The sequence below is a fragment of the Pseudarthrobacter sp. NIBRBAC000502772 genome, from assembly GCF_006517235.1.
GTDB lineage: Bacteria > Actinomycetota > Actinomycetes > Actinomycetales > Micrococcaceae > Arthrobacter.
The window spans coordinates 4741968-4755565 of sequence record NZ_CP041188.1; the positions used below are offsets into that span (position 1 = coordinate 4741968).

The following is a 13598-nucleotide window of genomic DNA, read 5'->3' on the forward strand; positions in this document are numbered from 1 at the left end:
GAAGCTTAGGCCTTCAACTCACACCTTGAAGTACTTCGCCTCCGGGTGGTGGAACACGAACGCGTCGGTGGACTGTTCGGGGTGCAGCATCAGCTCATCGCTCAGGACAACGCCCATCCGCTCGGGTTTCAGCAGCTCCGTCACCTTGCGGCGGTCCTCCATGTCAGGGCACGCGGGGTACCCGAGCGAGAACCGCGCACCGCGGTAGTCGAGCTTGAAGTACCCTGCCTTGTCCTTCGGCTCCTCGGCGGCAAAACCAAGCTCGGTGCGGATACGGGCATGCCAGAATTCGGCCAGCGCCTCGGTGAGCTGCATGACCAGGCCGTTGAGTTCGTAGTAGTCGCGGTAGTGGTTTCCGGCGAACAGCTCGGACGTCACTTCCTCGATCTTCGAGCCGGCGGTAACCAGTTGCACCGGCAGAACGTCGATCTTTCCCGATTCGCGCGAGCGCACGAAGTCAGCGAGGCACAGGTGACGGTCCCGGCGCTGGCGCGGGAAATCGAACCGCAGCCGGTCGGTGCCGATCGGACCGCCTGATCCACCGTCGGGGGCGAGCAGTCCCGCGGTGCCGAGGACGCCGTCGCGATCCTCCCCGTGGTGCAGCACCACCACCTGTTCCCCTTCGGAGACAACAGGGAAATAGCCGTAGGCGACGGACGCATCCAGCATTCCCTCACCGAGGATGCGGTCCAGCCAGTAGCGCAGGCGCGGCCGGCCCTCAGCTTCCACGAGTTCCTCGTAGGAGGCGCCGTCATCACCCCGGCCAGGCTTGAGCCCCCACTGCCCCATGAACGTGGCGCGCTCATCGAGGAAGGCGGAGTAGTCGTGGAGTGACACGCCGCGCACAATCCGTGTGCCCCAGAACGGCGGCGCGGGCACGTGGTTGTCGGCGGCGACGTCGGACCGGCCGGGCATCGCCTCCGGCTCGGTCACCGTGAACTTCGGGCCTCCCTTATGGATCCGCTTCTTCAACGGCGGAAGACCGACGGCGGCGGGGTCAGCACCGCGGGCCACCTGCACCAGCGGTTCCATGAGGGCCAGGCCCTCGAAGGCGTCCTTGGCGTACCTGACGGTTCCTTCAAACTGCTCCGCCAGGTCCTGCTCCACATAGGCGCGGGTCAGGGCTGCGCCGCCGAGGATGATGGGCCACTTCTTCGCGAGGCCACGCGATTGGAGTTCGGCGAGGTTTTCCTTCATCACCACCGTGGACTTCACCAGCAGTCCGGACATGCCGATCACGTCGGCGTTGTGTTCCTCGGCTGCGGCCATGATCTCGGCGATGCCCTGCTTAATGCCGATGTTGAAAACTTTGTAGCCGTTGTTGGTGAGGATGATGTCCACCAGGTTCTTGCCGATGTCGTGCACATCGCCGCGCACGGTGGCGATCACCATGGTGCCCTTGCCCGAGGAGTCGGACTTCTCCATGTGCGGCTCGAGCAGGGCCACGGCGTTCTTCATGACCTCGGCGGACTGCAGCACGAACGGCAGCTGCATCTCGCCGGCGCCGAAGCGCTCACCCACCACTTTCATGCCTTCGAGCAGCTGGTCGTTGATGATCGCCAGCGGTGACATGCCTTCGCTGCGGGCAAGGTCCAGGTCCGCTTCCAGGCCCTTGCCTTCGCCATCGATGATGCGGCGCTGCAGGCGTTCGCCGGTGGGCAGGGCGGCGAGTTCCGCGGCACGCTGGTCCTTGAGCGCTGCAGTGTCGACGCCGGCGAACAGGTCCAGCATGATGGCCAGCGGGTCATACGTGACATTGCCGTCGGCGTCGTATTCGCGGCGGTCATAGACGAGGTCCAGGGCCACCTTCCGCTGTTCCTCCGGGAGTGAAGCGAGGGGCACGATCTTGGCGGCGTCGATGATGCCGCTGGTCAGGCCCGCCTGCACGGCCTCGTGCAGGAACACCGAGTTCAGGGCCATGCGCGCTGCCGGGTTCAGGCCGAAGGACACGTTCGAGACGCCGAGGGTGGTTTGGATGCCCGGGTACTTCGCGGTGATCTGGCGGATGGCCTCGATGGTTTCGATGCCGTCCCGGCGGGTTTCTTCCTGGCCGGTGGCGATGGGGAAGGTCAGGGCGTCGACGATGATGTCCTCGACGCGCATCCCCCATTCGCCCACCAGGGCTTCGACGAGGCGCGTGGCGATGGCCACTTTGCCCTCGGTGGTGCGTGCCTGGCCCTGTTCGTCGATGGTCAGGGCGATCACGGCGGTGCCGTGTTCCTTCACGAGCGGCATGATTCGCGCGAAGCGGCTGTCCGGGCCGTCGCCGTCCTCGTAGTTGACGGAGTTCACCACCGGGCGGCCGCCGATGTGTTCGAGCCCGGCCTGTAGGACGGCCGGTTCGGTGGAGTCCATGACCAGAGGGAGCGTGGAGGCCGACGCGAAACGCGAGACGATCTCCTTCATGTCGGCCACGCCGTCGCGCCCCACATAGTCGATGCAAACGTCGAGCAGGTGCGCGCCGACACGGACCTGCTCGCGGGCGATGTCGACGCAGTCGTCCCAGCGCTCCTCCAGCATCGCCTGGCGGAAGGCCTTCGAACCGTTCGCGTTGGTGCGCTCGCCAATGGCGAGGTACGCGGACTCCTGGTCGAAATTCACGTGGTGGTAGAGGGAAGCGATGCCGGCTTCGCGCTCGGTGGGAAGGCGGCTGCCGTCGGCGCCCCTCCCGCCGCTGGTGACCGCGGCGCTGGTGCGGAAGGGGGCAAGACGTTCGACGACGGCGGCCATGTGCTCCGGCGTCGTACCGCAACAGCCGCCCACGAGGCCCAGGCCGAATTCCCGCACGAACTGCTCGTGCGCGGTGGCGAGTTCGGTGGGCGTCAGCGGATAGTGCGCGCCATTGGGACCAAGGATCGGCAGGCCGGCGTTGGGCATGCAGGCGATGGCCACGGAGGACTGCTTGGCGAGGTGGCGCAGGTGCTCGCTCATCTCGTCCGGCCCGGTGGCGCAGTTCAGGCCGATGGCGTCGACGCCGAGCGGCTCGAGGGCGGTGAGCGCGGCGCCGATTTCGGAGCCCATCAGCATGGTGCCGGTGGTCTCGACGGTCACCGTAACGAAGATGGGGAGCCGGATGCCGCGGGTGACGATGGCCTGCTTGCAGCCGTTGACGGCGGCTTTGGTCTGCAGGAGGTCCTGGCTGGTTTCGATAAGGAAGGCGTCGGCTCCCCCGTCGATGAGGCCCTCGGCCTGCAGGGCGAAGGTCTGCTTGAGGTAGTCGTAGCTGGTGTGGCCGAGGCTGGGGAGCTTGGTGCCCGGCCCCATGGAGCCCAGGACCCACCGCATCCGTCCGTCTGTTTTTTCTGCCGCTTCTGCTCGCTCGCGGGCGATCTCGGCGCCCTTCCGGGCGAGCTCTTCAATCCGGTCGTCGATGCCGTAGTCCGAGAGGTTGGACCAGTTGGCGCCGAAGGTGTTGGTTTCCACGGCGTCAATGCCGGTGGCGAAGTAGGCGTCGTGGATGTCCGCGAGGACGTCCGGCCGCGTGGCGTTGAGGATCTCGTTGCAGCCTTCCAGCCCCAGGAAATCGTCTTCAAGCGACAGTTCCCGCCCCTGCAGCATGGTGCCCATGGCCCCATCGGCAATGACGACCCGGTGGTTCACCGCATCCAGCAGCTCCTGGGCGCGGACGGGGCGGGGGACGGACTCAATATCAAGCGCAAAACGAGGCATCTAAACAGACTACGGGCGGGGCCGAAACATTGCGCCGTGTTTCCGTGTACTACGACGAGGGGGGCGCATGGCACAGTCGGCCCTGCGCAGGAGCCGCAGCCTCAGGAATCGTAAACATGTCCTTTGTGCAACCGCGTGTGAGGCCGTCCAGTCACGCCGCCGCCAGTCCCGAGGTGCTGTTGAGCGTTTACCGGTGGCCGTGTCGCGAACCAAAGTACGCGAACCGCTCAAAAAATTTGCGACGTGCACTCGTGCTGTAGGCACTTGAGTGCGAACCAGGATCCGATCGAGCTCGAGGGGATACTGAATCGTCAGAAGGTGCATTCAGGGAAGACCAAGGCGTCCAATTGTACAAGATCAAAGGCACGGGCCGGTTTTGAGCGTGAAGCCGAGGACAACCTGCGGAAGCGCACGGAAAGCACATAAGTCCTCAAGGTAGCAGAACGTGGGACGAGCTAGGGATTCACGCGAAACGTCTTAATCATCAAGGGACTTGTCCTGAAGGTGACCATTCTGCCGACGCCTGAGGGAAAGGGGGCCAGTCCCATGTTAAATCTTTACTGGGTTCTGATATTGTTCATCGACGGGTTGGAGGTTACAGGCGGCAAGCCCGAGAAGCCCGAACGGCACAGCCCTGACCGCAAGTAGCATCGCGTGTCGCTTCCAAGTATCCCCCGAATCCCCTATAGGGTATCCGTTGTCACCTATATTCAGGTGGCCGTCGGGGGACACTTTTAACTACGGATAGCAGTATCGCGTGAACAACTGCGGCACCCCGCTGTACTTGAGCGTTGCACGAGTTGAGGGGTTCCAATGACTGCAGAGTCTGTCGAGCAGAAGACTGCTTATCCATATATGTCGCCGTCAGTGTGGACGTCACTGCGAAGAGTCTTCTTCAAACAAGTACCAAGCAAGGTTTCCCTGACCTACCTGTCGTCCATCCTCTCCATAACCGAGAAAACTGCGAAGAATATCCTTCCGCAGATGCGGAACGTGGGCCTCATTGACCAGGACGGCGTACCCACGGACCTTGCTCAGGACTTCCGATTTGAAGAGACTTACCCCAAAGTGTGTGACACGATTCTTGAGTCGCTGTATCCCTTGGAAGTCCGGGAAATCTTCCCGTCCCCAGATGCCGACCCTGCGGCCGTTGCCAATTGGTTCATGCGTCACTCAAAGTCCGGGCAGGCCAGCGCGAATGTCGTTGCAAAGTTCTATTTGCACCTTGTCGCCAAGGAGCCCCTCCCTGAAGACGTGAAGCCTCGGACACCCCGCGCAGCTAAGCAGAAAAGCAAGCCAGCCGCACCGGCAAAGAGCGAGCCAGAAAAAGTTACCGAAAAAGCTGACATACCGGCAGAGTCATTTGCGCCTGTCCAGCCCCAACCTAACGGCCATCCCCACCCTGTCGCACAGCAGCATTCGGGACCAAGCCTTCATGTGGACCTCCAAGTCCATATCGACTCCTCTGCTTCAGCAGACCAGATCGACGCAATCTTTGCGAGCATGGCTAAGCATCTCTATGGACGGTAGGGAAAGTTTCAAGGCGTTACTCGCAGCCACGCAGCAGATAGCCGACGCGATTCCAAAGATAACGGCACCGTCAACGCCTGGGGTGAAGCAGGAAGTGATCAAGAGTGATAGCCCTTCAAAAGAACCAAAGCCAATTGATGAACCGTTGAAGGTTCTCGTTAGCTGGGCTCACCGTGGAGAATACTGGTCCTCTCAGCAGGAAAAGGACTGGGAGCAGTTGGTAATGGAGTTCACAACTGCTCTCAGAAGCATGGGGATTGACGCAGATATAGACCTGTTCCATACCCATGAAGATGGAGCCGACTGGACTCGGTTCGGCCAGAATGCAGTTCGAGACGCCGACTATGTTCTTGTCGCGATCACGAAAGGGTGGGCGCAACGCTGGTCTGGTACCAACTCCCCCCATGTCGGAGCAGGAGCCGCTGTAGAGGCGGATACCCTCAAGGGTCTGTTCATCAAGAATCAGACCGAGCTGCAGAAGAAACTGAAACTGGTAGTCCTTGGCGACCAGAGTCCTCGCTGCATACCTGAAGACATGGCACGATTCACCTACTTCAAGATCGACGTGGACAACCTCGACAGCTTCGAGGACCTGCTACGAACACTGACCAGTCAGCCCTATTACGAGAAACCTGACCTTGGAGAGGTTCCCATACTCCCTCCGGCCATCCGCCAGAGCTTTAAGAAGAAGGCCGCCAGAACAGCCACGCATGACGATCTTGCGGACTACGACGCTGTGCGGGAAGAGATAGCGACTCTCGAAATGAGTCAGCATCGAAGGAAAATCCCCAGTGTTGAAGTTCAACAGCGATTGGAAGTCCTGCGAGCAGTTCTGAACGCAATGAGTAACTGAATACATCTCCCACTTGTGCTCTTCTAGGAATTCACATGACAACCTCATCGGCAGACACTCCGGCTGAACATCAGTCCTACGGTGGCATTTTTGACGGGTTTGAAGGCTACAGGACTGCCATCCGTAATGACCATATCCAAGTCCTGCGGCAAGGGCTCGTGGTGCTTGATACGAACGTGCTCCTTGACCTTTACCGCTACGGGAAGCAGGGACGAGATGACTTGATTGCCGCACTGCGCGCAATCGGTGATCGGCTATGGGTACCCAACCACGCAATGGTTGAGTTCTGGCGGAACCGCGAAGGAATTCTCAAAGATCCCGGCGGAACAGCTGTGCTTATTAGGACTCTCGGTTCCAACACGGACGCTATTTTCAAGGCCGTCGACCTTTGGGGTAAGCAGAGATCGCATCCGAAGGCTACTGTCGAGGGGCTGACACAAGAACTGACGGAGTGTCTAGCGAGGCTCAGGGACAAAGTAACGCAACTCTCGGAAGAGGAGACGGAAACCTGGGCGCGCGACACGTCCAAGGATGAAGTCCTGCTCCAGTTGGAACAGATCCTTCAGGGCAAGGTGGGCAGACCCCTAGATGAGGGTGCTCATAAAGCAGCCCTGATTGAAGCAAAACGTCGCGGGGACAACCAAATACCTCCCGGGTATTTGGACGCTAAAAAGCCCGAACCGGATTCCGCAGGCGATTACCTCGTATGGGAGCAACTTCTAGTTGAAGCGGCCCAACGACAACTTGATGTCCTCTTCATCACTCGTGATGCCAAAGACGATTGGGTGCGAAAAGAGGGCGGAGAAATCCGTGGACCTAGAATTGAACTGATACACGAACTGCTCGCCAGAACAGGGAGGGACTTTTACCTTCGCACGCCGGCGCAGTTGCTGGATCTAGCCAAGGAATCACTGAACGTCTCCATCCACACAGACTCAGTCGAAAATGCCAACCGCCTGAGCAGAGAGCTCACAGATCGCGAGCGTCTCGTCGCCCAAGGGTGGGTACACTCCGCTGTCGATAAGATCCTGCATTGGGAAGGCTTCGATGTCTTCCTGTCTAAGCTTAATGCTTTAGACCCTGTTGCTGGAACAGCACTCAAGTTGGCGTCGCTGGCCGAGGGCTGGATAGACGTACGTCTCATGGAAGAAATGGGCATTGCCACCAGCGGCGAAAAGCTGCAGGCCATAGGTTCCACCATCCAAGATGTTTTAGCTCATGAAGTTGGAAACGGAAATCTGCCTGAGCGAGCCCTCACGCTGCTCGAACCTCACTACTACGATATGGACCAGGAAGTCCTGGCCTACCGAATACGACCCGAGTTTCTAGAACCCATCCGCCTTTCCGCCATGTTTGCTGAGCGACGAGAGGGAACCTCAGCAGTTCACGACTCCAGCTTGCACTGGTGGGCCGTCAAGACTGACCCAAATAAGCCGTCGTTCGTCTGGAAATCCGCATTGGACAAGTGGTTTTCAGAAAATGATCCGCGAAACGACAACTAGACTCGGCAAGTAATGCGTGCCGATGGGGTTAGTTCAGGCCCATTCTTTACCTCGAGGGTCATCGACTCGACCATCTTGCCAAATAACAACTTTACATACTTGTACGTTTGTGATCGCGGCAGCGTCGGTACCTCACGGGGCCACCGCGTCCAGTAGTCACGTCGAGCTGACATAATGTGCGCTTCTAGTTTTCCAAGCGTAAAAGGGCCGCAGCGGACAGCAGCCTTAGAAGTAAACCACTATGGCGTTCCCTTTTTTGCGGCTTCGAGCAAGTCGCGAGAGTAAGGGCTATGTCAATTCACAATGGCGAGCAAAAGCTGTCTAAATGGAGAAGTCCGAAGCTCTGACGCCATGCTCTTAGACCTCCGCCACCGGAGCCGCGAACTGCGCCTCATACAACCGCGCATAAGCCCCACCCGCTGCCAGCAGCGAAGCGTGCGTCCCCTGCTCCACGATCTGTCCGGCCTCCATCACCAGGATGAGGTCGGCGTCACGGATCGTGGACAGGCGGTGTGCGATCACGAAGCTCGTCCGGTCGGACCGCAAAGCACGCATCGCCTTCTGCACCAGCACCTCCGTCCGTGTGTCCACGGAAGAAGTCGCCTCGTCCAGAATCAGCACCGAGGGCCGGGCCAGGAACGCGCGCGCAATCGTCAGCAGCTGCTTCTCGCCGGCGGACACGTTGGAGCCCTCGTCCTCCAGCACGGTGTCGTAGCCCTCCGGCAGCGAGTGCACGAACCGGTCCACGTACGTCGCCCGCGCCGCCTCAAGAATTTCGGATTCGGTAGCCGTCGGCCGGCCGTACGCGATGTTGTCCCGGATAGTCCCGCCGAAAAGCCACGTATCCTGCAGCACCATGCCCAGCCGCGAGCGCAGCTCGCGCCGCGGGACTGAGGTGACGTCCACGCCGTCGAGCGTTATCCGCCCCGCATCCAGCTCATAGAACCGCATCATCAGGTTCACCAGCGTGGTCTTGCCCGCCCCCGTCGGCCCGACAATCGCCACCGTCTGCCCCGGCTCCGCCACCAAAGAAAGCGACGAGATCAGCGGCTTGTCCGGCGAGTAGGAGAAGGAGACGTCCTCAAACACCAGCCGGCCACGCCCAAAAACGGGACCAGCAGAAGCAGCAGGCTCGGCAGACTCCTCGTCCTCATCCAGCAACGAGAACACCCGCTCGGCGGACGCCACCCCGGACTGCAGCAGGTTGGCCATGGACCCCAGCTGCGCCAGCGGCATGGTGAACTGCCGCGAGTACTGGATGAACGCCTGCACGTCGCCCAGCTGCATGGCCCCGGACGCCACCTGCAGGCCGCCCACCACCGCGATCCCCACGTACACCAGGTTCCCGATGAACGTCATGGCCGGCATGATCAGCCCGGAAATGAACTGCGCGCCGAAGCTCGCCTCGTACAGCTCCACGTTCTTCTGCCGGAACCGTTCCTCCACCTCGCGCTGCCGGCCGAACACCTTCACCAGCGCATGCCCGGTGTACGTCTCCTCGATCTGCCCGTTCAGCTCCCCCGTGTGCTTCCACTGCGCCACAAACAGCTTCTGCGAGCGCTTGGCGATCAGCGCCGTGATCCCCAGCGTCAGCGGAACGGTCACCAGCGCGATCAGCGCCAGCGTGGGCGAGAGGATGAACATCATCACCAGCACACCCACCACGGTCAGCACCGACGTGACCGCCTGGCTGATGGACTGCTGCAGGCTCTGGGAGATGTTGTCCACGTCGTTGGTCACCCGGCTCAGCAGCTCACCGCGCTGGATCGAATCGAAATACCGCAGCGGCAGCCGGTGGATCTTCGCCTCAATCTCCTCGCGCAGCCCGAACACCGTCCGCTGCACCACCCCGTTCAGCACATACGCCTGCACCCACATAAACGCCGACGCCAGCACGTACAGCACCAGCGTCCACAGCAGCACGTTGGACAGCGCCGCGAAGTCGATCCCCTGCCCCGGCGTCAGCGCCATGGGCGTCAGCATGTCCGCCTTCTGGTTCTCCCCCGCGGCCCGAAGCTGCGCGATCAGCTCCGCCTTGCTCACCCCGGGCGGCAACTGTTTGGAGACCACCCCGGCGAAAATCAGGTTGGTGCCCTCCCCCAGCAGCCGCGGCCCGATCACCGAAAGGGTCACGCTGGCCACCCCCATGACCAGCACCAGCAGCAGCCACGCCCGCTCCGGCCGCAGCGTGCCCACCAGCCGCCTGGCCGACGGCCAGAAGTTCATCGCCTTCTCCGCCGGGATGTTCATCCCGCCGAACGGTCCGCCGCCCCTTCCGGGTCCTACCGGCGGACGGGGAATGCGTACGACGTCGGCAGTCGCGGTTTTCGAGGCCGCTGCGGTTCCGCCGGGGGCGGCAGGGTTGGATCCGGCACCGCGGGGAGCGCCCGACGTCGGCCGGTTCCGGGTGCTCATACCGTCTCCTCCGCTGCCAGCTGGGAGGAGACGATCTCCCGGTACGTCTCGGACGTCTCCAGGAGCTCGCGGTTCGTTCCGCGCCCCACGATCCTGCCGTCGTCGAGCACTAAGATCTGGTCCGCGTCCACGATGCTGGAGACGCGCTGGGCGATGATCACCAGCGTGGCGCCGGCGGTGTTGCGCTTGAGGGCCTGGCGGAGCCGGGCGTCGGTGCCGGTGTCCAGCGAGGAGAACGAGTCGTCAAATATGTACAGCTCGGGCCGTTTCACCAGGGCCCGTGCGATGGCCAGCCGCTGCCGCTGCCCGCCGGAGACGTTGGTGCCGCCCTGGGAGATGGGCGCGTCGAGCCCGCCCTCCATCTCCTCCACGAAGTCGCGGGCCTGGGCGATCTCCAGGGCGGACCAGAGCTCGTCCTCGGTGGCGTCAGGTTTGCCGTACTGCAGGTTGCTGCGGACGGTGCCGGAGAACAGGTAGGGCCGCTGCGGCACCAGGCCGATGTGCCCCCAGAGCAGGTCCGGGTGCAGCTCGCGGACGTCCACGCCGTCCATCCGGACCGAGCCGGTGGTGGCGTCGAACAGACGCGGCATGAGGTTCACCAGGGTGGTCTTGCCCGCGCCGGTGCTGCCGATGATCGCCGTCGTCTGCCCTGCCCTGGCGGTGAAGCTGAGCCCGGAGAGGACGGGCTGGTCGGCACCCGGGTAGGCGAATCCGACGTCGCGCATTTCCAGCTGCCCGCGCCGGTGCCCATCCGGCGAAACCGCGCTGCTTACAGGCTTCAGCGGCGGCCGCACGCTCGATTCCGTGTTCAGCACGTCGCCGATCCGGTCCGCGGAGACCGCGGCGCGCGGGATCATCACGGCCATAAACGTGGCCATCATGACGGACATCAGGATCTGCATCAGGTAGCTCAGGAACGCGATGAGGGTGCCCACCTGCATGGAGCCGTCCTCGATCCGGAACGAGCCGAACCAGATCACGGCCACGCTGGAGACGTTCAGCACCAGCATCACCACGGGGAAGGCGAGGGCCATGAGCCGGCCGGCACGCAGCGCGGTGTCCGTGACGTCCTCGTTGGCCTGGCCAAAGCGCCCCGTCTCGATGTCCTCGCGGACGAACGCGCGCACCACCCGGATGCCGGTGAGCTGCTCGCGGAGCACCCGGTTCACGGTGTCGATCCGCTTCTGCATCTTCCGGAACAGCGGCACCATCCGGGTGATGATCAGCCCGACGCCGATCATGAGCACGGGCACGGCGACGGCGATCAGCCAGGACAGCTGCACGTCCTGCCGGACGGCCATGATCACGCCGCCGATGGCGAGCATGGGTGCGGCCACCATCATGGTGGCCGCCATCAGCACCAGCTGCTGGACCTGCTGGACGTCGTTGGTGGAGCGGGTGATCAGGCTGGGCGCGCCGAACTTCGTGACTTCCTGCTCGGAGAACTCCCCCACCCGGGTGAAGATCGCACCGCGGAGGTCCCGGCCCACGCCCATGGCCGCCTTCGCCCCGAAGTACACGGCAATCACGGCGCAGACGATCTGCAGCAGCGTGATCGCCAGCATCAGGCCGCCCAGGCTGAGGATAACGCCGGTGTCCCCCTTGGCCACGCCCTCATCGATGATGTCCGCGTTCAGCGTGGGCAGGTACAGCGACGCGATGGACTGCGCCAGCTGGAAAATCACGACGGCGATCAGCAGCTGCCGGTGCGGCCGCAGGTATTCAACAAGCAGTTTCCAGAGCAATGCGGCTCCAAAGGTTCTGTCCCGCTGGTGTTCGAGCTGGAGGTGGTGCGAAGGTCAGTTTACGTCCGGTGGCTGGGATTCATCCGGGGAGCCGGAGGAGAAAATGGGCCGGTTCTCCGAGAGCGTATTCGCCATGCGTGCGAGAGTCTCGATTCATTGCTACGGTTCCGGAAAACAAGGAATGGCCAACGCGAATCCGCGTCGGCCATTCCCGTGTTGAGAGGTTCGGTGGCAGTGTTGCGCTCCCTGGTTTGCCGTTACCAGTCCAAGGACTTCTTCGACGTCTCGGGAAGTTTTGAACAAGCGATGAACGCCATGATGCAGACGGCGGCGAGATAGATGCCTGGGGACAGGTTGTTTCCGGTACTGGCAATCAACCATGTTGCAATGAATGGGGCCGTCCCGCCAAAGATTGTGTAGGCAAGGTTATACGTTGCCGCCGAGGCCGTGTAGCGCACTTTTGTGGGAAACAGCTCGGACATGAGGACCGCGGTAACGATGCCGGTCATGACCGCACCGATACCGAGCAGGAACTGCCCAAGCACTGAAAGCCCGAGGTTGCCTGATCCGGCCAGCATGAATGCCGGGAAGACTGTAACGATTAGGACGATGCAGGCCGAACGCGTGGTGTTTCGCCGGCCTATCCGATCGGATAGACGGCCCATGAAGGGGCAGAGCAGGCCCGCGAAAACCAGGCAGAGGCAGCTTGATAGTAGAGCTTCCGGTCGGCTGAGTTTGCCCACGACCTGCATGAACGTCGACATGTAGGTCGTGAACGTATAGAAGGAGAGCGCTGTGGCAGCGATGAATCCGGCCAGCGTCAGGATCGTCCGCCAGTGAGTCCGTATGGTTTCGCGCAGGGGTGCGGCCTCTACTTCCTCTTCTTCTTCTATGTTCTGGAACAGGGGCGTTTCGCCGAGCTTGGACCGTAGGTAGAAACCGAAGAGGCCCAGGGGCACGGCGAGGAGGAACGGAATCCTCCAGCCCCATCCATTCATGCTGTCAGGGCCGACGACCTGCGCCAGTACGTATGTGAAGCCGGCGGCGAAGGCGAACGAGAAGAATGTGCTGACCGGAACGAAGCTGGCGTACGTGGCCTTCTTCTCCCTTGGAGCGTGCTCGATGACGTAAGCACAGGCGCCGGCATATTCACCGCCCGCTGAAAATCCCTGGACGCAACGGGCCACCACCAGCAAGACTGGCGCCCAGATTCCCCATGTTGCGTAGTCCGGCAGGAGTCCGATGAAGGCGGTGGATCCGGAGATCAACAGGATGGTCAGGACAAGTGTTCTCTTTCGTCCGATCTTGTCGCCGAGTCTGCCGAAGAAGATCCCGCCGATTGGGCGTAGGGCGAACGCCACGGCGAACAGGGCGAATGTCTCCAGGAGGGCCGTAGTCGGATTGCTTCCGGGAAAGAACTTGGCAGCCAGGATCGTCGCTAGATATCCATAAACGGCAAAGTCGTACCACTCAATGAAGTTGCCGACGGCGGCTGCAGAAATCACCTTCTTCAGCAGCTTTGGATTGACGGAACCTGTCTGGTCAATGGTGGTGTTCACGGTCAATTTCATCGTCTCCTGTTGGGGGTCTGGCCCTACTGTTCGGTCCGCTCGTCCGCAGGCATTGGTGCCGGGGGAAGGAGGTCGTCGAATGGAAGATGCAAGCTGGCAGCAGCAGCTAGTCGCGCTGAATAATACAGATCGTATTACGACATGGCCTGCATGTCTACGGTTGAACACCAACCTGGTGGCCAAATCTAGGCCTTCCTCGGACTCGACGGGTGTGGGCGCCGCGAGCTCATCCACTGAACATCTTCCCCTTTCGAAATACGAGTCGTATTATGAAAGCCGCACTGCCAATCGGCACCGCAACCAGAAGTTGTGT

General features: G+C 61.8%; 7 protein-coding genes. 3 read left to right on the plus strand and 4 right to left on the minus strand.

Translation table 11 applies throughout. The annotated features are described in order from the left end of the window. Positions 1–18: 18 nt before the first annotated feature. Positions 19–3669, minus strand: a complete 3651-nt coding sequence (gene metH / locus NIBR502772_RS21995) for a methionine synthase (protein ID WP_141141816.1) — start codon at positions 3667–3669, stop codon at positions 19–21. Between the two features lie 813 nt (positions 3670–4482). On the opposite strand from metH, the gene NIBR502772_RS22000 reads away from it, so the two are divergent. From NIBR502772_RS22000 to NIBR502772_RS22010, 3 genes are read left to right on the plus strand one after another with little or no spacing between them, the layout of a single operon-like run. Next, positions 4483–5199: a DUF5343 domain-containing protein gene (locus tag NIBR502772_RS22000; RefSeq protein ID WP_141141817.1), complete on the plus strand. Its 717-nt coding sequence runs from the start codon at positions 4483–4485 to the stop codon at positions 5197–5199. Continuing rightward, on the plus strand, positions 5189–6052 hold the full coding sequence (locus tag NIBR502772_RS22005; RefSeq protein ID WP_141141818.1) for a hypothetical protein: 864 nt from the start codon (positions 5189–5191) through the stop codon (positions 6050–6052). Before NIBR502772_RS22000 ends, NIBR502772_RS22005 begins: the two co-directional genes overlap by 11 nt. Before the next feature lie 35 nt (positions 6053–6087). Further along, the gene (locus NIBR502772_RS22010) at positions 6088–7554 is read left to right on the plus strand and encodes a PIN-like domain-containing protein (RefSeq protein ID WP_141141819.1); all 1467 of its coding nucleotides are present in this window, start codon (positions 6088–6090) and stop codon (positions 7552–7554) included. 357 nt (positions 7555–7911) lie between these two features. Here NIBR502772_RS22010 and NIBR502772_RS22015 read toward each other — a convergent pair whose 3' ends face one another. From NIBR502772_RS22015 to NIBR502772_RS22025, 3 genes are all read right to left on the minus strand, one after another. After that, positions 7912–9969, minus strand: coding sequence for an ABC transporter ATP-binding protein (locus tag NIBR502772_RS22015; RefSeq protein WP_305775666.1), 2058 nt, complete (start codon positions 9967–9969; stop codon positions 7912–7914). Continuing rightward, positions 9966–11714: an ABC transporter ATP-binding protein gene (locus NIBR502772_RS22020; protein WP_141141820.1), complete on the minus strand. Its 1749-nt coding sequence runs from the start codon at positions 11712–11714 to the stop codon at positions 9966–9968. Before NIBR502772_RS22020 ends, NIBR502772_RS22015 begins: the two co-directional genes overlap by 4 nt. Positions 11715–11971: 257 nt before the next feature. Beyond that, a complete protein-coding gene (locus NIBR502772_RS22025; RefSeq protein ID WP_210412346.1) occupies positions 11972–13273 on the minus strand; it encodes an MFS transporter in 1302 nt (433 codons plus the stop codon). Positions 13274–13598: the final 325 nt, after the last annotated feature.